Source organism: Nonomuraea sp. B1E8 (genome assembly GCF_039871515.1).
Classification (GTDB): domain Bacteria; phylum Actinomycetota; class Actinomycetes; order Streptosporangiales; family Streptosporangiaceae; genus Nonomuraea.
Window position 1 is genome coordinate 208,747 of record NZ_JBDPLS010000011.1, and the last position, 18,248, is coordinate 226,994.

An 18,248-nucleotide genomic window follows, 5' to 3' on the forward strand; every position below is an offset into this window, starting at 1 on the left:
CGCGCGTTGCGCGGTGTCGGATCGGTGGTGGCTGCTCCGTGCCCGCCGCGAGCGCGGCGAACTCGGGCAGCGTGAACGTCTTCCGCGCGGCGGCCGGGTCGAGCCCGACCGCGACGGCGGCGGGCAGGCCCGTGCCGGCGAGCATCGCCCTGGTGATGACCTCCGCATGGCGGAACGGCAGATGTTCGCCGTGCACACGAGCAGGATGCGGAACTCACCGTTCACGTGGGCCGATCCAGCCGGTGGCGCCCGGCGCTCAGGCGTCTTCCAGGCGGAAGCCCACCTTCATGCCGACCTGGAAGTGCGCGACCTCGCCGGCGTCGAGGTGGCCGCGGATCTCCGTCACCTCGAACCAGTCGAGGTGGCGCAGCGTCTGTGAGGCCCTCCTGAGGCCGTTGCGGATCGCCTCGTCGAGGCTCTCCCCCGAGGTGCCGACGATCTCGGTGACCCGGTACGTACGGTCCGTCATCTCCCCATCCTCCTTACTCGAAGGCCATGGTCGCATGACCTGCGTCCACGCCCGGGGGCGCCGTCGCGCCCTGCCCATCCGAGGTCTACCGTGGAGGGTATGAAGGGGTGGCGCAAGAAGCCGGATGTCCACGCCGTCACCGACGCCAGGCCGTCGCTGACCGCGGACATCCGCAAACGTGAGGTCAGCTACCTCATCAAGATGGGCATCCGGACGATCTGCCTGATCCTGGCGGTCGTGGTGCCGCTTCCGTGGCCGTACCGGCTGCTGTTCATCGCCGGCGCGATCTTTTTGCCATACATAGCCGTAATCGGGGCCAATGAGAGGGGCCAGGCTGTCCCGCCTCCTACCTTTCAGTCGCCGGAGGCTAACCAAACCGAGATACCGCTGCATCGACGCGAGATCGGGTCGTGACTAAGTCTTGACGCATCCCATGGGTTGTAGGTGTACGCTTTAGCCAAGCGCTCCGGTCCCCCGTCGGAGTGCTGGTGCCGGCGTTCCGGGCCCCCGTCGGAACGCCGATGAAGCGACGCCGGGTGGTTTGCCCCCGTAACCACCCGGCGTCGCCCCTTTCCGGAAGTTTTTGATCAGTGCGGCGCCGTCGGGCGAGTCGGATAGGGCCGCTTTCCCGAAATCGTTTACACCCCTCCTGCCCATAATTCACAGGGAACTTTCAGGGAGCAGGGGCTTGACTTCAACAGTTCGTTCGAGTGTCAGTCGTCGGTCAACGTCTCGGTGGTCGCCTGCGACCAGTTTTTCGCCAATGTGATCAGTTTGGCCACCGCGTCCTCGGGTGCGGTGCCGGCGCCCTGGGCGAGCCCGAGCAGATAGGCGGTCAGGGGCGCGGCCGGCCTGGCGACCCCGTGGGCGACCTCCTTGGTCAGGTCGAGAATCAGGTCACGGTCCACGGTGGCCGGGTCGATGCCGAGTTCCTTGCAGGCCAGGGCGGTCCATTCGTTGAGCACGTTCATACGAGCCTCCTCCAGATCGTCCATTGTGTCGCAGTCGAACCACGGCCGCCCGCGCAGCGCCAGGCGCACCGTCACGAGCGGGCCCAGCAGGCCCTTGAGCGAGCGTCCCCGATAGTCCGCGAGAGCCGCCTTCAGTTCGGCGGCCGGCCACGCGCCGGCCAGCCACTGTTCGCGCCCTCCCGCGTCCACCAGCACGACCCCGCCCGACGGCTCGGCCGCCCGGAGCATGGCCGCCACGTGGGCCGCCGTCATGAAGGGCAGGTCACCGGCGAGCAGCACCACCCACGGCGCGGTGACCTCGTCCAGGCCGGCGGCGAGCGCGGGCACGGGGCCGCCGCGCGGGGGGTCCTCCCTGACGAACACGACGCCCGGGATCGCACGCTCGGGGCCGGCCACGATCGTCTTCCTGGCGCCCGCGACGGCCGCGACCACGTGCTCGACCAGGGTACGTCCGCCAACGGTCAGGCCGGGTTTGTCCGCTCCGCCCAGCCTGCGCGCCGCTCCCCCGGCCAGGATCACCGCGTCGAAGTCCACGCCCTCACCCCCAGCTCGAAAGCGTCCCGCACCTCACCACGTCCTCCGCCCGCACCCCACCGGGTGCACGGGCAGCGGGGCCTCCGGGGCCCCGGGCGCGGCGGCTCGTGTCCTGGCGTCCATGGAGATCCGCCACCGGTCGCGTCGCCGGGGCTAGCCGCCGATGGCGGACATGGGGCGGGCGGGCTGGAGGAAGGACGGGTCGTCGATGCCGTGCCCGGCACGCTTGCGCGCGACCGCCGCCACCCACTTCTCGGCCAGTTCGTCGTCGGACGCGCCCGCGCGCATGGCGGTCTTGAGGTCGGACTCCTCGGTGGCGAACAGGCAGTTGCGCACCTGGCCGTCGGCGGTGAGCCGGACCCGGTCGCAGGAGCCGCAGAACGGGCGCGTCACCGAGCCGATCACGCCCACCCGCGCCGGCCCGCCGTTCACGAGGAACCGTTCGGCGGGCGCGCTGCCGCGGTCCTCCAGGTCGTCGGCCTTCAGGTCGAACGACGCGGACAGCAGGTCGAGGATCTCGTCGGCGGTGACCATGCCCTCGCGGCTCCAGCCGTGCTGGGCGTCGAGCGGCATCTGCTCGATGAAGCGCAGTTCGTAGCCCTGGTCGAGGCACCAGCGCAGCAGCGGCACCGCCTCGTGGTCGTTGACGCCGCGCATGAGGACCGCGTTGACCTTCACGGGCCGCAGGCCCGCCTCGTCGGCCGCGGCCAGCCCGGCGATCACGTCGGCGTGCCGGTCACGGTGCGCGAGCCGCTTGAACGTGCCCGGGTCGAGCGTGTCGAGCGAGACGTTGACCCGGTCGAGCCCCGCGTCGGCCAGCGCGCCGGCCAGGCGGGCCAGGCCGATGCCGTTGGTGGTGAGCGACACCTGCGGCCTGGGGGTGAGCGCGGTGGTGCGGGCGACGACGTCGGCCAGCTCGCGCCTGAGAAGAGGCTCGCCGCCGGTGTAGCGCACCTCGGTGATGCCCAGCCGCTCGACGCCGATCGTCACCAGGCGGACGATCTCGTCGGCGGTGAGCAACTGCGGGTTGGGGAGCCAGTCGAGCCCTTCCGGCGGCATGCAGTAGGTGCAGCGCAGATTGCACTTGTCCGTGAGGGACACCCGCAGATCAGTCGCCACCCGTCCGAACGAGTCTCGCAACATGGGGCGTCACCTCCTGTTCGTTCGCCAGGGGACCAGACTATGACGCATGCCGGGAGGCGCTTCCCGTCGCCCCTCCTTGCCACGACAACACATGCCCATCTTGATCGATTCCTCCTCGGTACGCGAACCGTGCCCCGTCTCAGCCGGCGAGGGCGGCGTCGTCCGCTGCGGTGTCCTCATCCGTCCAGGCGTCCTCCGGCCCGTTCGGGCGGGCTAGGGCGTGCCCGCGTGCCAGGTCTCGCGGGCGCGCATCAGCTCGGCCAGGTGTTTCCTGGACCATTCGCAGCCGGCGTTCATCGGCTCGAGGAGGCTGCGGCCGAGGGCGGTCAGCTCGTATTCGACGCGCGGCGGGATCTCGTCGTAGGCGGTCCTGGTGAGCAGGCCGTCGCGTTCCATCGCGCGCAGGGACTCGGTGAGCACCTTGGGAGTGATGCCGCGCAGCGGCCGCTGGAGCTCGGTGAAGCGCCGCGGGCCCAGTTCGAGACACCGGATGATCTTGGCGGTCCACTTGTCGCCGATCCGGATGGGGGCGGCGGTCGGAGGGCATCCGTAGAACATGTCCGGATCGAGAGGGTCGGCCATGCCCGTCATCGTAGGTAACTATCGTTGCGGAAAGCGAGGTCCCGCCCTCTACCGTTCTCCCGGCGGCCGGGGAGTCCGGTCGCCGGGAGAACGGAGGGTGGACGATGAGCAGGTTCGTGCTGTTCGGCGCCGGTGGACGGGCCGGGACGCGGGTGGCGGCGGAGGCGGCCGGGCGCGGGCATGAAGTGACGGCCGTGGTGCGGGATCCCGCCAAATATCCGGATCTGCCGGGTGAGAACGTACGGGTGGTCGCCGGGGACGTCACCGACGCCGACCGGGTGGCGGCGGTGGCGGCGGGTCACGACGTGGCGATCCAGGTCACGGCCAGGCTGGACATGCCGTCGGAGGAGTTCTACACGGCGGCCTCGCACGCCCTGGTGGACGGGCTGGCGCGGGCCGGGGTGTCGCGCCTGGTCGCGCTGGGCGTCGGCAGCCTGCTGGAGGTCTCACCCGGGGTCCGGCTCGTGGACACGCCCGGCTTCCCCGCCGACGCCCGCGCGTTCTCGCTGGGGCACGCGGCGGAGCTGGCGGTGTTCGAGGAGTCGGCGCTGGACTGGGTGGTGCTGGCGCCGCCGCCGGTCTTCCTGGACGAGCAGGCGGGGAGGACGGGCCGTTACCGGGTCGGGGGCGGGCAGGTGCCGGCGTCCGCCGAGGGCGATCCCGCGTTCGCGTACGCCGACCTCGCGGCCGCCCTGGTGGACGAGGCCGAGACGCCCCGGCACCGCCGGGTCCAGGTGGCCGTGTCGTACTGAGCCGCCCGGGGCGGCGGTCGCCGGGCGCACATGCCGAACGCCCGGCCTGATGAGGCCGGGCGTCCGGGGTGTGACTAGTGGTGGTGGCGGTGGCGGTGGCCGATGACCCGGACCCAGTCCGTGCCCTCGGCGCCGTCCAGCCACCTGGCGCCCTTGAAGACCGCGCGCCAGGTGCCCGACGTGCGAGCCGGCACCTTCGTGTGGAAGTAGCCGCTGCGGCTGGTCCTGACCGTCTCGACGTATTCCCACGTGCCGCTGCCCGCCGGCTGGAAGAGGATCGTGATCCGCTTCCAGGCCAGACGGTGCCAGCGCTCGGAGCTCTTGCAGTGGTCCGCGTGGTGCACCGAGACGAGACCGCTGATGTAGTCCTTGTCGCACTCGACGGAGAGCTTGCCCTCAAGGGTGATGGGGCGGCCCCGCCAGGCGGGCTCCGGGTTCGCGTCGAACTTCAGGCTCGTGTGCCCGCCCGCGACCGGGTCGATGCCCGGGTCGGCGAGCGCGGGCGAGGCGGCGGTGGCCACCATCGTCGCGCCCAGGGCGGCCGCCGCCAGGCCGGCGGCGAGACGTCGCATCTTCACAATCGGAATTCCTTCCCCGTCTGAAACGCACCCCGGGACGGGGCACGTCATTGGCCAATGACGCGTAAGGGTAAAGAAAAGTTGCGACGTAATTGATCACGATTCTGCAACAGCGGTTTAGGCCATGCGCGGAATTATTTATGTTTGCTGCACTATTGCGTGATTTGTTGGGCTTTGGAGATGTCTGATGCGTAGTGTCCTGTTCCGGGATAGCGGACGCGCCAGAATCCCCCGGTACGGCCCGAGACCGTCGTGGCGAACGAACCGGCGGCGTCGGTACGCACCTCCCCGATGCGCTCCCAGTCCGAGGACTCATCGGCGCGCCAGAGGATTTCCATCGTCTGCCTGGCGAACGGCCCGTAATCGGTGAGACCGCGCGGATCGACCCTGGTCAGCGAACCCCGCAGCCGTACCTTTCCGCCCGCCGTCCCGTCCACCCGCACGGAGGCGAGCTTCGTGTCACGCCTGAACTGGAACGACTCGTACTCGGTGACCGTCGCGCCGCCCCGGCCCGTCGCGGTGGCGGCGATCGTCCAGGTGCCCGTGGGGTAGTAGCGGTTCAGCCTCTTGTCGGGCAGGAAACGCCAGGTCTCCCAGCCCTCGGCCGCCGAGGGCGATGCGGCGGGCGAGCCTGCCCGCCACGCCATCATCGGCGGGAGGTCCGCGGCGGGCTCGGCGCCGGAGGCCAGCCGCGGGGCCCCGGAGACCTTCGGCGACGGCGTGGCCGCAGGCGTGTCCTGGGCCGGGGTCTTCGAGCTGAGCGCCGGGGCCGGCGGGGAGCCGGGTTCGACCTTGACGGAGACGCCGTGCTTGCCCCGTGTCCCCCGGGCGATCACGTCGATCACCAGGCGGACGGAGCCCTTCGGCCCGACGACGGGCTCCGCTGGACGTACGGTGATGGATCGGATGGCGAGCTCGGTCGCGGCGGAGGTCGCGGGCGCGGGCGCCATGAGCGACCCCGCTGTGAGCGATCCCGCCGCGAGCGAGACGAGAAGAAGGCTTCTGGTCATGAGCGAGACGGTAGGAACCCGCCGGTCATGACCAGGACCACAACACACGCCCCGATTGGCAAAACCGCTCGGAGCGGCCCGTCCGCCGGGCGCGCCCCGCCCGCTCAGCGGGGACCGGTGTAGAGCCCTTCGATGACGTCGGCGTACTTCTGGTGCACGACGCGCCGCTTGAGCTTGAGGCTCGGGGTGAGCTCCTCGGTCTCGGCGGTCCACTCGACCCCGAGCAGGGCCCACTTCTTCACCTGCTGCACCTGCGCGAGCTTGGAGTTGGCGGCCTCGACCGCGGCCTCCACCTCCTTGAGCACCTCGGGATGCCCGGCCAGCTCGGCGAGCGAGGAGAACGTGATGCCGCGCGCCCGCGCCCAGCCCGGCGCGACCTCGCCGTCGAGGGTCAGCACCGCCACCGGGTGCGGGCGGTTGTCGCCGTAGGCGAGGGCCTGACCGATGAGCGTGTGCTCCTTGAGATGGTTCTCGATCGCCGCCGGGGAGATGTTCTCGCCGCCCGCGGTGATGATCAGCTCCTTCTTGCGGTCGACGACCCGGTAGAAGCCGTCGCCGTCGACCGTGCCGATGTCGCCGGTGTGCAGCCAGCCGCCGTCGTCGACGAGCTCGGCGGTGGCCTCCGGGCGGTTGAGGTAGCCGCGGGTGTTGAGCGGGCTGCGGGTGAGGATCTCGCCGTCCTCGGCGATGCGGATCTCCACGCCGGGCTCGGCCCTGCCGACGCTGCCCAGGCGGTAGCAGTCGGGGCTGTTGCCGGTGAACGCGCCGGTCGTCTCCGTCATGCCGTACACGTCGATGACCTTGAGGCCGAGCCCGGCGTAGAAGCGCTGCACCTCGGCGGACAGGGGCGCGGCGCCGGTGGCGGTCCACACGGCGCGGTCGAACCCGATCATGCCGCGGATGACCGACAGGAGGGAGGCGTCGGCCTGCTCGTAGGCCGACCGGATCTCGGGGGTGACGGTGTGGCCGTACTGGCCGGCCTCGATGTAGGCGACGCCGGCCTTCATGGCCGCGCGCACGGCCGCCTGCCGCTCCTCCGGCTGGGTGGCGAGCACGGCTGACAGGCGGGCCATCATCTTCTCCCACACCCGGGGCACCCCGAAGAACATCATCGGCCTGACCTGCCCCAGCGTGCCGCCCAGGTTGGCCAGGTCGGTGCAGAAGTAGACGTGGGAGGCCTTGACCAGCGGCAGGTAGAGGCTGAGCACCCGCTCGGCGATGTGCGCGTAGGTCAGGTAGGAGATCTGGGTGCCCTCGGTGGGCAGCGAGGCCATCCGGTCGGTGGAGGCGGCCTCGTAGAGGATGTTCGTGTGCGTCAGGGGCACGCCCTTGGGCATGCCGGTGGTGCCGGAGGTGTACAGCACGGTGGCCACGTCGTCGGGGGTGACCGCGCGCCAGCGCGTCTCGATGTGGCCGGGGTCGGCGGCCAGGCGTTCGCGGCCGAGCCGGAGGAAGTCCGTCCACGCGAGGAAACGTTCGCCGTCGGGCGTTCCCTCCAGCATGATGATCGTGCGCAGGCCGTCGAGCCGGTCGAGCACGGGCTGCCAGCGGGCCAGTTCGGCCGGTCCGCCCAGCACCGCGTATTTCGCCCCGACGTCGCCGGCCACGAACGCGATCTGGTCGGGCGCGAACGTCGAGTAGACCGTGCAGCCGGCCCCGCCCGCGTGCACCACGCCCAGGTCGGCGAGCACGTGCTCGCTGCGGTTGACCATCATGAGCGCCACGGTGTCGCCGGCCTGGAGCCCGAGCGCGGCGAATCCGGCGGCGATCTCCAGGACCCGCTCCCTGGCCTGCGCGTAGGTCAGCGTGCGCCAGCCGTCGCCGTCGGGATCGGAGTAGGCGGGTGCGTCGGGGTGCTGCTCGGCGGCCTGGGCGAGCTGCCGGCAGACGGTCATGCCGGCGATCTGCCGCTGGATCTCCGCCCGCACGTCGAGGACTTCGGCCATGGCGCGCGCCTCCCGTCAGTATTCACTTGCATGAATGGCATGCATCGCACCACACCACCGGGGTAGCGGCAAGAGCTCGCGGGGAAACACCCGCGTCCCTCACCTGGAGCGAGACTTCGGTTACGTTCGGTGCCGTGGGAGGGGGGCTGCGCATGACCGGCGGCGGCAGGACGTTCTTCGGGCACCCGTGGGGCCTGGCCACGCTGTTCGGCACCGAGATGTGGGAGCGGTTCAGCTGGTACGGCCTGCGCGCGATCCTGGCCACGTTCCTGGCCGCATCGCCCGCTCACCAGGGCCTCGGCATGTCGCCCGTGACCGCCCAGGCGGTCGTGGGCGTCTACGCGGCGCTCATCTACCTGGTGGCCCTGCCCGGCGGGTGGATCGCCGACCGCATCCTCGGGGCGCGCAGGTCGGTGTTCTGGGGCGGGTTCGTCATCATGCTGGGGCACATCAGCATGGCGATCCCGGTGACGTCGGCGTTCTTCGTCTGGCTCGGCCTGCTGCTCATCATCTCCGGCACCGGCCTGCTCAAGCCGAACATCTCCGTCATGGTCGGCCGCCTCTACTCCGACAGCGACGACGCGCGCCGCGACGCGGCGTTCTCGTTGTTCTACTTCGGCATCAACCTGGGCGCCTTCTTCGCGCCCCTCGTCGTCGGCTGGCTAGCCGCGGGCGACCGCTGGCACCTCGGCTTCAGCGCCGCCGCGGTAGGCATGGCGTTCGGCCTCATCCAGTACGTCTGGGGCGGCAAGGCCCTCAGAGGCGTGGGCGAGCGGCCGGGCCTTCGCCTGTCGCCGGGGGAACGCCGGAGGTTCGGCCGCCTGCTCGCCCTGGCGGTGGGCGCGACGGCGGCCCTGCTGGCCGGGTGGGCGGCGACCGGCACGTTCACGGTCGACCGGTTCACCGTGGTGGTCACGGTGATCATCCTGCTCGTGCCCGTCGCGTACTTCGGCTACATCCTGCTGGGCAGCCACAATCTCACGCAGGACGAGCGGATCCGGATGAAGGCGTACATCTGGCTGTTCGTGGCCGCGGCCATCTTCTGGATGATCTTCGATCTGGCGCCCAGCAAGCTGCTCTTCTTCGCCCGCGACCACACCGAGCTGTCGCTGTTCGGGATCCCGATCCAGCCGGCCACGACGCAGTCGTTCAACCCCCTCTTCATCATGATCTTCGCACCGGTGTTCGCGGCGTTGTGGCTGCGGCTGGGCACGCGGGTGAGCACCCCGCAGAAGTTCGGCTTCGCGCTGGTCATGGTGGGGGCGAGCTTCGTCGTCATGGCGGTCGCGGCGGCGCTGGCCGGGGCGGGCAGGGTGTCGGTGTGGTGGCTGGTGCTGGTCTACCTGATCCAGGTGTTCGGCGAGCTGTCGCTGAGCCCCGTCGGGCTGTCGGTGACGGCGAAGCTGGCGCCGGAGGTGTTCAAGGGGCAGATGCTCGGCGTCTGGTTCATCGCGGTGTCGGTGGGCGACGCGGTCGGCGGGCAGACGGGGCGGCTCACCGCCGTACTGTCCGACCCGATGTACTACCTGGTGCTGGCGCTGGTGGCGATCGTGGCGGGACTCGCGCTGTTCATGTTCACCCGGCGGCTGCGGGTGATGATGGCCGAGCATCATGAGCCCGCCATGCGGTAGACACTGTCAACGTGTCCGAGATTCTCGATCTGGCAGGCATCTTCGTCTTCGCGTTGACGGGGGCGTTGATGGGGGTGCGCAAGCGGCTCGACGTGGTCGGGATGGCGATGCTCGCCGAGATCACCGCCCTGGGCGGGGGCGTCGTACGCGACCTGATCCTCAACGTCCGGCCCGCCGCCTTCCAGAGCGTCGGCTACGTGCTGGTGCCGCTGGTGGCGACGGCGATCGTCTTCTACTGGCATCCGCACGTCACGAAGGTGATGCCGGTCATCCTGGTGCTGGACGCGGCGGGGCTCGGCCTGTTCTGCTCGGTCGGCACGGCCAAGGCCATGGAGTACGGCCTCAGCCCGCTGCACGCCACCGTGCTGGGGATCACCACGGCCGTGGGCGGAGGCATGCTGCGCGACGTGCTGGCCGGGCAGATTCCGACGCTGCTCTACGACCGGCAGCTCTACGCCGTGCCCGCCCTGGTGGGGGCGGCGACGATGGCCGCGCTGTCCTCCTACGGCCTGCACGGCTGGCCCGTGACGCTGGCGGCGGCCCTGCTCGCGTTCGGCCTGCGCATCGTGGCGATGCGCCGCAAGTGGCAGGCGCCGCTGGCCCGTGGAGCCGGCGAGTGAGCGCCCCTCACACCATCGCGATGAGGGACTCGGGCGGGCGGGAGCCACCGGCCGCGCCGTGGTCGCGGGCGGCGCGGATCCGGACGAGCGCGTCCTCCAGGATCGGGGGCGGCTGGGTGTACGGCAGCCGCAGGTAACCCTCGAGCGTCCCTTCCAGGCCGAACCAGGGTCCGGGCGCGAGGCGTACGCCGTGGCAGGCCGCCGCCTCGGCGAGCGGGGTGGAGCCGCCCCGGTCGAGGCGCACCCAGAGCGTGCCCCCGCCGCGCGGCACGGTGAACGTCCACTCCGGCAGGTGCTCGCGCAGCCCGGACACCAGCGCGTCGCGGGAGGCGCGCAGCGTGCGGCGGCGCTCGGCCCGCGTCTCCTCCAGCCGGTCGAACAGGCGCGCCACCGCGAGCTGCTCCATCACGGGGCTGGCGATGTCCACGGCGGAGCGGGACGTGGCCAGCCGCCGGGCCAGCGCGGCCGTGGCTCGGATCCAGCCGATGCGCAGCCCGCCCCACCACAGCTTCGAGGCGGAGCCGATGCTGATCACGCGGTTGTCGGTGTCGAACGAGCCCATCGGCGACGTGCGCGGCACCTCGTCCAGCGCCAGCTCCGACCAGGTCTCGTCCACCAGCAGCAGCGTGCCCACGCGCCGGGCGGCGCCCACGACGGCGGCGCGGGTGGCGTCGTCCATGAGGGCGCCCGTCGGGTTCTGGAAGTCGGGCATGAGGTAGGCGAGGCGACCGGCCGACTGGCGCATGGCGCTGGTCAGCAGGTCCTCCTGCCAGCCTTCGTGAGTGATCCCGACGGGGACGATCCTGGCGCCGGCGCGGCGGGCCGCGTCGATGGCGTGCGGGTACGTGGGCGACTCCACGATCACGGCGTCACCGCGGCCGACGAGCAGCCCGGTCACGAGCTGGATGGCGTGCTGGGAGCCGGTGGTGACGACGATCTGCTCGGGCCTGGTCGCCAGGCCTCTCGCGGTGTAGGCGGCGGCGATGCGCTCCCTGAGCACCGGCAGGCCCATGGGGTCGTAGCCGATGCCCATGCCGTACCTCGGCAGGTCTTCCAGCGCCTCCGCCATGGCCTCGCGCAGCGCCGTCGGCGCGGGCGGGGCGGCGGTCTGGAGCTGGATCAGGCCGTCGCCGTCGGTGCCGAGCCACGGGTTGTCCGCGGTGATGGCCGGATCGGGCAGGGCCGTCCAGCTGCCCGAGCCCTGCCGGCTCTCCAGGTAGCCTTGTTCGCGCAGCAGGTCGTAGGCGGCGGTCACGGTGGTGCGGCTGACCTTGAGGGTCTCGGCGAGGTGGCGCTCGGCGGGCATGCGGACCCGCACGGCGAGCCGGCCGTCCATGATCAGTGCCCGCACGCCGGCGGCCAGGGCGCGGTAATACGGCCGCGCGGCCGGATCGATCGTGAGGAGCCTGGCGGCCTGCGTCGCGGATACGTATCGCATAAGGCCACTTTTCGTGATTGGTTCTGTTTTGGCAAGCGGGTGCCCTGCCATTCTGGGTCCACTATGAGCGATACGACCGCCCCCCGAGTGGCGTCCCTGCCCGCCCGCCTGCTCCGCCTCTACGGCGGGCTCGCCCTCTACGGGACCGGCATCGGGCTCCAGGTGGAGTCCGGCCTGGGCAACGGCCCGTGGGACGTATTCCACCAGGGCCTGGCCTTCAAGACCGGGATGACCATCGGCACCATCATCATCATCGTCGGCGCCCTGGTCATGCTGCTGTGGATCCCGCTGAAGCAGAAGCCGGGCCTCGGGACCATCAGCAACGTGGTGTTCGTGGGGTTGTTCGCCGACGCGTCGATCCACCTGCTGCCCACCCCGGGGCACCTCGCGGTGCAGGCGTCGTACATCGTGCTCGCGGTGGTCTCCATCGCCCTGGCCACGGGGCTGTACATCGGCGCGGGGATGGGGGCGGGTCCGCGCGACGGCATCATGACCGGGCTGATGCGGCTCGGCCTGTCCGTACGACTCGGCCGTTTCCTCATCGAGGTCACCGTGCTGGCCGCCGGGTGGCTGCTCGGCGGCACCGTGGGCGTGGGAACGCTGGTGTTCGCGCTGGCCATCGGGCCGGCGACGCAGCTGTTCACCCGCTGGTTCCCGCTGACGTGATCCCGTGGCCGGTCCGGGCATGACGCGACATGATCCGGCCCGGTCACGGATCACCCGGACGGCACGAGGCCGGTCCACCGCGGACGGTTCCGGTAGCGTCTAGGCATGCGGATCGAGCATTATGCCCTGATCGGAGACATGCAGTCGGCCGCGCTGGTGGCCAGGGACGGCTCCATCGACTGGTTGTGCCTGCCCAGGTTCGACTCGCCGGCGTGTTTCGCGGCGCTGCTGGGCAGCGAGCGCCACGGCCACTGGTGGCTCGGGCCCACCGGCAGGAAACCGGCCACCAGGCGACGTTACCGTCCCGACACGCTCATCCTGGAGAGCGAGTGGGACACTCCGACGGGCACCGTCCGCGTGATCGACTTCATGCCTCCCCGCGACAAGAACCCCGACGTCGTACGCATCGTCGAGGGCGTGTCCGGCACGGTGGAGATGTCCACGGTGGTCAGGGTGCGCTTCGACTACGGCCGGATCGTGCCGTGGGTGCGCAGGACCGACGGTCACCTCCAGGCCGTCGGCGGTCCCGACTCCGTGTGGCTGCACGCCCCCGTGCCGCTGAAGGGCGGCGACTACGCCCACCGGGCGACGTTCACCGTCGAGGAGGGCCAGCGGCTGCCGTTCGTGTTCACCTGGCACCCGTCGCACGAGCCGATGCCGCCGCAGATCGCGTGCGAGGAACAACTCGCCGAGAGTGCGGCGTTCTGGGCGGAGTGGGTGGCGCGGTGCACCTACGACGGCCCCTACCGCGAGGCCGTGACGCGGTCGCTGATCACGTTGAAGGCGCTCACCTACGCGCCGACGGGCGGCATCGTCGCCGCGCCCACCACGTCGCTGCCCGAGGACCTCGGCGGCGTGCGCAACTGGGACTACCGCTTCTGCTGGCTGCGCGACGCGACGCTGACGCTCGACGCGCTCATCTCGTCCGGCTACCTCGAAGAGGCCGCCGACTGGCGTGCCTGGCTGCTGCGCGCCATCGCCGGGCGGCCGCAGGACCTGCAGATCATGTACGGCGTCGCGGGCGAGCGGCGGCTGCCCGAGCTGCGCCTCGACTGGCTCGACGGCTACGAGGACTCCCGCCCCGTGCGCATCGGCAACGAGGCGGTCAAGCAGCTGCAGCTCGACGTGTACGGCGAGGTGATGAACTCCCTGTTCGTCGCCCGCGAGCGCGGCCTGTCCCCCGACGACCGGGCGTGGGCCATCCAGCGGCAGCTGCTCGACTACGTGACCGAGCACTGGGACGAGCCCGACGAGGGATTGTGGGAGGTGCGCGGGCCGCGCCGGCACTTCGTGCACTCCAAGGTGATGTGCTGGGTGGCGCTCGACCGGGCCGTCAAATACGTCGAGCGGTTCGGCCGTACGGGTCCCGTGGAGAAGTGGCGGGCCCTGCGCGACGACATTCACGCCGAGATCTGCGAGAAGGGCTTCGACGAGACGCGCAACACCTTCACCCAGTCGTACGGGTCGATGGAGCTGGACGCGGCCCTGCTGATGCTGCCGATGGTCGGGTTCCTGCCGATCGACGACCCGCGCATGGCGGGCACGGTGGCGGCGATCGAGAAGGAGCTCATGTCCGAGGGCTTCGTGCTGCGTTACCCGCTGGCCGAGGACAACGACGTCGACGGCCTGCCCGGCGGCGAGGGCGCGTTCCTGGCCTGCAGTTTCTGGCTGGTGGAGGTGATGGCGATGCAGGGCAGGAAGGACGAGGCGAAAAACCTGTTCGAGCGCCTGCTGTCGCTCCGCAACGACGTGGGCCTGCTCGCGGAGGAGTACGACCCCCGCTACCACCGCCTGGTGGGCAACTTCCCGCAGGCGTTCAGCCACGTGCCTCTGGTGCACGCCGCCCGCGCCCTGACATAGGCGCACGTCGGCAGCCGCACCTTCTCCTACGAGGCGCTCATGGACGGGCTGCGGGCCGGGCGCGTCTGGGTCGACCACGGCGGGCTCATCAGCGGCCTGGTGGTGCGGGTGGTGCGGGCCAGGACGGCCGGCCACGGGCAGCGCGGGGTGACGCTCGGCGAGACCCTCGACGTACGCAGGGGCGACCGGGTCGAGCTGACCATTGACCCTGCTCACCATGCCGGCGGCCGGCGGGCGGCTCGCCCCGGCCGAGGTGCCCGACCCCACCCTCTGCTGCGCCGACCACACGTAGGCGCGCCGCCTGACCGGCCCTTCGCCGCGGCTAGGGACCTGTCAGGCGGCGCTCGCCGGCGGTGGTGATGACGTACACCTGCCAGTTGTAGTAGACGTAGTAGTTCCGCGGATCGCGCTTGATCTGGCGGGCGTGCAGGAGGATGGCGTTCACGTACGCCTGCGACGGGTTGTAGGCGTGCAGCGCCCGCCGATAGTCGCGGGGTGCGCCGCTGGCCTTGAGATAGTTGGCCGCGGCCATCACGGCGTCGCGCGGGTCGTGCACGTCGCCGCCCATCCCGTACGCCTTCCAGGTCGCCGGCATGAACTGCATCGGCCCCTGGGCGCCCACGTGGCTGGCCGACTTCACCCGGCCGAACTTCGTCTCCGAGAGCATCACCGCCGCCAGCACCTCCCACTCCACCCCGAACCGGCGCTCGGCCTTCTTGAAGAACCCGAGCAGTTCGGCGGCCGGGCGGGCGGGCTGGACCTTGAACGGCGTCGACGGCTTGATCGGGTGGGCCAGGGCCAGGAGCTCGCGGATGGCGCGCGTGTTGTCCTTGGCCTGGGCGGCAAGGCCCTTCGGCAGGCGGGCGAAGGCGCGGGAGGCGAGCTTGGGATGGCGGGCGGCGTAACGGTAGATGCGCTGGTGGTGGAGGGCCAGGAGCTCGACGTCCTCCGGCGGCTTGCCCTTCTTGCCCTTCCAGGCGTCGATGGCGTCGTTGAGCGCGGAGGTGGTCCCCTTCAGGGCTGAGGCGAGCGTCGCGGCGTTCGCGGGGATCTTCTCGTCGGGGTCGGGGAGCGTCCGGCTCGGCGTGGGTGTCGCGGTGCCGGCAGGGGCCGCCAGCGGCTGGCGCGCGGGGGCGTTCTGCACGGGCGCCGGGTTTCCGCAGGCCGCCGTCCCTGTGAGGGCCACGGCCGCCAGCGCGGCGAGCGCGCGACCCCGGCCGGTGAGTCGTGGGTGCTTCTGGCGTTCCTCCATGGGCCGCCAACCTACCCGGTTCGGGCCCGCGCGCACCGGCCGCGCGGGCGATCCGGCATACGAGGTGTCGCCGGCGAACAGCACCCCGTGCTCCGGCAGGTGGAGGGCGATGCTGCCGTCGGTCGTTTTCGAGCGCCGGTTCTTCGTTCGATGACCTTTATGGCCATATTGTGTGGATCGTTCAAACAGATCGAGCAAAGAGGCGGGATGCCAGAGATACGCCCGCTCCGGCCGGACGATCCGCAGCACATCGGCGGCTACCGGCTGCTCGGCGTGCTCGGCACCGGCGGGCAGGGATTGGTCTACCGGGGCGCCGGCGACCCGGGGCCTGACGTCGCCATCAAGGTACTGCACAGCCACCTGAGCCACGACGGCGGCGCCACCGCCGACTTCATGCGGGAGGTGGAGGCGGCGCGGCGGGTGGCCGCGTTCTGCACGGCAGCGGTGCTGGACGTCGGCATGCTGGGCGATCGGCCGTACATCGTGAGCGAGTACGTCCCCGGCGACACGCTGCAGGCGGTCGTCCGCTCCCACGGGCCGCGCGCCGGCGGGGCGCTCGACCGGCTCGCGATCTCCACGCTGACCGCGCTGACGGCCATCCACCAGGCCGGGGTTGTACACCGGGACTTCAAGCCGGGCAACGTCCTGATGGGCCCCGACGGGCCGATCGTCATCGACTTCGGGATCGCCAAGGCACTCGACGCCTCGACGCACACGTCCGGGCTGGTCGGGACTCCTGCGTACATGTCGCCCGAGCAGTTCGGGACCGAGCGGGTGGGGCCGGCGTCGGACGTGTTCAGCTGGGCGGGCACGATCGTGTTCGCGGCCACGGGACGCACGCCCTTCGCGGGCACGACGGTGGCCGCCGTCGTGAACAGCGTGATCAACGGCGTGCCGGATCTTTCTGGAGTGCCGGGGCACCTGCTGCCGCTGATCGAGACGTGCCTGTCCAAGGACCCCGCCTCCCGGCCCACCCCCACCGACCTGCTGCAGGACATCATCCGGCGGACGAACCCCGGGGGCGGGCCGCACCTCACGACGCCAGGCCCACGAGAGGGACGGTCGCCGATCAAGGCGGCGCCCCCCTCCCCGGGCGACAGTGTGCCGCCCCCGCCGCGCTACGGGCCGGCGGGCGTGCCGGGCCGTGGGGTGGCGGACGGGCGTGGGCGCCCGCCCGAGGTGGAGACCGCGCCGCACCGGACCAGGCCGCTCAGCCGCCGGGTCGTGATCGGCGGGGTGGCCGCTGCGGCCGCGGCAGGGGTGTCCGCGTTCGCCGTGTTACGGCCCGACCGCGCCTTCCTCGATCCCAGCCGCACACCGCTCCCGCCAGGCAGCGAGCACACGAACCGTCCCGGCCAGGAGGTCTCCTCGTCCGCCTCCCCGCGAGCGACCGGCACCGGCGCCGGCACCCCGGCACCCACACCGGCCGCCTCGGCCGAGCCGTTCGGCACGCCGGTGAGGGGCCCCGTGCCGCTGCCCTCGAAGTCCGGCGATCCGGTTTCCATGGCCGCCTCGGAGACGACGGTCGTGTGCGCCACCACAACGGGCCGCGTACTCGCCTGGGACGTGAACGCGGCGGGCGACGGCGCGGCGGCGGTCACCGCGCTCGGTGACGGCGGAGGCACGGCCACCTCGGTGGCCGCCGGCCGGGTGGGCGACCGGCCGGCGGTGGCCTCCGGGCACGCCGACGGCAGGATGCGGCTGTGGACCCTGACGGGCGAGAGCCTGGCCGACCACCGGGCCGGCGACCCGGTCATCGCGGTCACGATCACACGCGGGGGCGCAAGCGGGGGCAGAGCGATCGCCGTGTCGCAGAAGTACGACCTCGTCAAAGACCTGTACAGCGTCGTACGGCTGTGGGACATCGCCACCGGCAAGCAGATCGGCCCGGCGATCAGCGACCACTTCCAGGGCGTCCACGGCCTGGCGTTCGGCCGGCTCGGCACCGACGACGTGCTCGTCACGGGGGACGGCCGCGGGCGCGTCCGGGTGTGGCGCCTGTCGACGGGAAAGCCGCGGCACTCGTTCGGCATGGGCAGGTACAGCGGGATCCAGTTGCTGGCCTGCGGCGAGATCGGGGGCCGGCCGGTGGTCGTCTCGACGCACGACAACGCCACCCTCCGCGTGCACGACCTGATGACGGGCAAGCGCAGGAAGAGGTGGAACTTCAGCGGCAGAAGCCCCGATGACCGTGGCACCACCGCGCTCGTGGCCGGGCGGCTCGGCGACCTCCCCATCGCGGCCGTGACCCACGCCCCCGTGGGCGGTGAGGTCATCGTCCGGATCTGGGACCTCGACGACGGCCGGGTCATCGGCGCGCTGCGTCCCGCGGACGGCGGCGCCGTCCACGCCCTCACCCTGGCCCAGCTCGACGGCAGGCCGGTGATCGCGGGCGCGGGCGAGTACGGGAAGGCGCAGGTCTGGAGTCTCGGCCCGGCCTGACTCGCCCCGGTCACGACCGACATGACGGCCGGGGTGGTCAGGGGGAGGGCTGGGTGGCCGGTGCGTTGGTTTCGGCGCGGTCGCGGAGTGCGTCGATGCGGCTTCATGACCGGGGTGGCCGTGCAGGACGACCGAGGCCACCACGGCGAAGCCGGTCACCGCCAGACTCCTCGGCGGGCACGCCGAAGCGGGCCTGGCCCAGCGCGTACGCCAGGTAGAACAGCGACCCGATCCCCCGGATGCCGAGGAACGAGCCACCGCCCAGGGCGAGGACGAGATCGGGAGTGGTCATCGCCTGATCTTCTGCCCGGGCGGCGAAGGAAAATCCGTGTCGAACGCCGTCCGCGCTGTTCT

Annotated in this window: 18 protein-coding genes; 8 read left to right on the top strand and 10 right to left on the bottom strand. The window is 71.5% G+C overall.

Annotated features, from left to right (window positions below; genetic code table 11):
• Positions 1-256 precede the first annotated feature (256 nt).
• Positions 257-469: a dodecin gene (locus tag ABGA98_RS32240; RefSeq protein ID WP_347622174.1), complete on the bottom strand. Its 213-nt coding sequence runs from the start codon at positions 467-469 to the stop codon at positions 257-259.
• A 99-nt stretch (positions 470-568) separates the two neighbouring features.
• Here ABGA98_RS32240 and ABGA98_RS32245 point away from each other — a divergent pair, with 99 nt between their 5' ends.
• Entirely contained in the window at positions 569-883 is a 315-nt protein-coding gene (locus tag ABGA98_RS32245) for a DUF3099 domain-containing protein (RefSeq protein ID WP_347622175.1), read from the top strand.
• Positions 884-1,182: 299 nt separating this feature from the next.
• On the opposite strand, the gene ABGA98_RS32250 is transcribed toward ABGA98_RS32245, so the two are convergent.
• The 3 genes from ABGA98_RS32250 to ABGA98_RS32260 form a co-directional block, all read right to left on the bottom strand.
• Positions 1,183-1,974, bottom strand: a complete 792-nt coding sequence (locus ABGA98_RS32250; protein WP_347622176.1) for an NTP transferase domain-containing protein — start codon at positions 1,972-1,974, stop codon at positions 1,183-1,185.
• 153 nt (positions 1,975-2,127) lie between these two features.
• The gene (moaA, locus tag ABGA98_RS32255; protein WP_347622177.1) at positions 2,128-3,117 is read right to left on the bottom strand and encodes a GTP 3',8-cyclase MoaA; all 990 of its coding nucleotides are present in this window, start codon (positions 3,115-3,117) and stop codon (positions 2,128-2,130) included.
• Positions 3,118-3,330: 213 nt separating this feature from the next.
• Positions 3,331-3,699, bottom strand: coding sequence for a helix-turn-helix domain-containing protein (locus tag ABGA98_RS32260; RefSeq protein WP_347622178.1), 369 nt, complete (start codon positions 3,697-3,699; stop codon positions 3,331-3,333).
• Between the two features lie 104 nt (positions 3,700-3,803).
• On the opposite strand from ABGA98_RS32260, the gene ABGA98_RS32265 reads away from it, so the two are divergent.
• Complete coding sequence (locus ABGA98_RS32265; protein ID WP_347622179.1) at positions 3,804-4,451, top strand: NAD(P)H-binding protein; 648 nt, start codon at positions 3,804-3,806, stop codon at positions 4,449-4,451.
• 74 nt (positions 4,452-4,525) lie between these two features.
• Here ABGA98_RS32265 and ABGA98_RS32270 read toward each other — a convergent pair whose 3' ends face one another.
• The 3 genes from ABGA98_RS32270 to ABGA98_RS32280 all read right to left on the bottom strand — a co-directional run bounded on the left by ABGA98_RS32270 (position 4,526) and on the right by ABGA98_RS32280 (position 7,985).
• Positions 4,526-5,029, bottom strand: a complete 504-nt coding sequence (locus ABGA98_RS32270; RefSeq protein ID WP_347622180.1) for a hypothetical protein — start codon at positions 5,027-5,029, stop codon at positions 4,526-4,528.
• Positions 5,030-5,181: 152 nt separating this feature from the next.
• Positions 5,182-6,039: a hypothetical protein gene (locus ABGA98_RS32275; protein ID WP_347622181.1), complete on the bottom strand. Its 858-nt coding sequence runs from the start codon at positions 6,037-6,039 to the stop codon at positions 5,182-5,184.
• Between the two features lie 104 nt (positions 6,040-6,143).
• Positions 6,144-7,985 (bottom strand): long-chain fatty acid--CoA ligase, encoded by a 1,842-nt coding sequence (locus tag ABGA98_RS32280; protein ID WP_347622182.1) that lies wholly within the window; start codon positions 7,983-7,985, stop codon positions 6,144-6,146.
• A 134-nt stretch (positions 7,986-8,119) separates the two neighbouring features.
• Between ABGA98_RS32280 and ABGA98_RS32285 the strand changes: the two genes are divergently transcribed.
• Entirely contained in the window at positions 8,120-9,616 is a 1,497-nt protein-coding gene (locus tag ABGA98_RS32285; protein ID WP_347622183.1) for an oligopeptide:H+ symporter, read from the top strand.
• An 11-nt stretch (positions 9,617-9,627) separates the two neighbouring features.
• Positions 9,628-10,236: a trimeric intracellular cation channel family protein gene (locus ABGA98_RS32290; protein WP_347622184.1), complete on the top strand. Its 609-nt coding sequence runs from the start codon at positions 9,628-9,630 to the stop codon at positions 10,234-10,236.
• Positions 10,237-10,243: 7 nt separating this feature from the next.
• Here ABGA98_RS32290 and ABGA98_RS32295 read toward each other — a convergent pair whose 3' ends face one another.
• Positions 10,244-11,674, bottom strand: a complete 1,431-nt coding sequence (locus tag ABGA98_RS32295; protein ID WP_347622185.1) for a PLP-dependent aminotransferase family protein — start codon at positions 11,672-11,674, stop codon at positions 10,244-10,246.
• A gap of 63 nt (positions 11,675-11,737) precedes the next feature.
• On the opposite strand from ABGA98_RS32295, the gene ABGA98_RS32300 reads away from it, so the two are divergent.
• From ABGA98_RS32300 to ABGA98_RS32310, 3 genes are all read left to right on the top strand, one after another.
• On the top strand, positions 11,738-12,340 hold the full coding sequence (locus tag ABGA98_RS32300; RefSeq protein ID WP_347622186.1) for a hypothetical protein: 603 nt from the start codon (positions 11,738-11,740) through the stop codon (positions 12,338-12,340).
• A gap of 105 nt (positions 12,341-12,445) precedes the next feature.
• Positions 12,446-14,200 carry a glycoside hydrolase family 15 protein gene (locus tag ABGA98_RS32305; protein WP_347622187.1) on the top strand — a complete coding sequence of 585 codons (1,755 nt, stop codon included), beginning with the start codon at positions 12,446-12,448 and terminating at the stop codon, positions 14,198-14,200.
• A 39-nt stretch (positions 14,201-14,239) separates the two neighbouring features.
• Positions 14,240-14,560, top strand: coding sequence for a hypothetical protein (locus tag ABGA98_RS32310; protein ID WP_347622188.1), 321 nt, complete (start codon positions 14,240-14,242; stop codon positions 14,558-14,560).
• On the opposite strand, the gene ABGA98_RS32315 is transcribed toward ABGA98_RS32310, so the two are convergent.
• Entirely contained in the window at positions 14,523-15,452 is a 930-nt protein-coding gene (locus ABGA98_RS32315; RefSeq protein WP_347622189.1) for a lytic murein transglycosylase, read from the bottom strand. The two genes, ABGA98_RS32310 and ABGA98_RS32315, sit on opposite strands and share 38 nt — an antisense overlap.
• Positions 15,453-15,659: 207 nt before the next feature.
• Between ABGA98_RS32315 and ABGA98_RS32320 the strand changes: the two genes are divergently transcribed.
• Positions 15,660-17,894, top strand: coding sequence for a protein kinase (locus ABGA98_RS32320; RefSeq protein ID WP_347622190.1), 2,235 nt, complete (start codon positions 15,660-15,662; stop codon positions 17,892-17,894).
• A 103-nt stretch (positions 17,895-17,997) separates the two neighbouring features.
• On the opposite strand, the gene ABGA98_RS32325 is transcribed toward ABGA98_RS32320, so the two are convergent.
• Positions 17,998-18,186: a hypothetical protein gene (locus tag ABGA98_RS32325; protein ID WP_347622191.1), complete on the bottom strand. Its 189-nt coding sequence runs from the start codon at positions 18,184-18,186 to the stop codon at positions 17,998-18,000.
• Between the last annotated feature and the right edge of the window lie 62 nt (positions 18,187-18,248).

Excerpts from the sequence above, each read along its gene's own strand:
- ABGA98_RS32240 (WP_347622174.1), bottom strand. The coding sequence starts at position 469 with ATGACGGACCGTACGTACCGGGTCACCGAGATCGTCGGCACCTCGGGG.
- ABGA98_RS32245 (WP_347622175.1), top strand. The coding sequence starts at position 569 with ATGAAGGGGTGGCGCAAGAAGCCGGATGTCCACGCCGTCACCGACGCC.
- moaA (WP_347622177.1), bottom strand. The coding sequence starts at position 3,117 with ATGTTGCGAGACTCGTTCGGACGGGTGGCGACTGATCTGCGGGTGTCC.
- ABGA98_RS32260 (WP_347622178.1), bottom strand. The coding sequence starts at position 3,699 with ATGGCCGACCCTCTCGATCCGGACATGTTCTACGGATGCCCTCCGACC.
- ABGA98_RS32265 (WP_347622179.1), top strand. The coding sequence starts at position 3,804 with ATGAGCAGGTTCGTGCTGTTCGGCGCCGGTGGACGGGCCGGGACGCGG.
- ABGA98_RS32275 (WP_347622181.1), bottom strand. The coding sequence starts at position 6,039 with ATGACCAGAAGCCTTCTTCTCGTCTCGCTCGCGGCGGGATCGCTCACA.
- ABGA98_RS32280 (WP_347622182.1), bottom strand. The coding sequence starts at position 7,985 with ATGGCCGAAGTCCTCGACGTGCGGGCGGAGATCCAGCGGCAGATCGCC.
- ABGA98_RS32295 (WP_347622185.1), bottom strand. The coding sequence starts at position 11,674 with ATGCGATACGTATCCGCGACGCAGGCCGCCAGGCTCCTCACGATCGAT.
- ABGA98_RS32300 (WP_347622186.1), top strand. The coding sequence starts at position 11,738 with ATGAGCGATACGACCGCCCCCCGAGTGGCGTCCCTGCCCGCCCGCCTG.
- ABGA98_RS32305 (WP_347622187.1), top strand. The coding sequence starts at position 12,446 with ATGCGGATCGAGCATTATGCCCTGATCGGAGACATGCAGTCGGCCGCG.
- ABGA98_RS32310 (WP_347622188.1), top strand. The coding sequence starts at position 14,240 with ATGGACGGGCTGCGGGCCGGGCGCGTCTGGGTCGACCACGGCGGGCTC.
- ABGA98_RS32315 (WP_347622189.1), bottom strand. The coding sequence starts at position 15,452 with ATGGAGGAACGCCAGAAGCACCCACGACTCACCGGCCGGGGTCGCGCG.
- ABGA98_RS32320 (WP_347622190.1), top strand. The coding sequence starts at position 15,660 with ATGCCAGAGATACGCCCGCTCCGGCCGGACGATCCGCAGCACATCGGC.
- ABGA98_RS32325 (WP_347622191.1), bottom strand. The coding sequence starts at position 18,186 with ATGACCACTCCCGATCTCGTCCTCGCCCTGGGCGGTGGCTCGTTCCTC.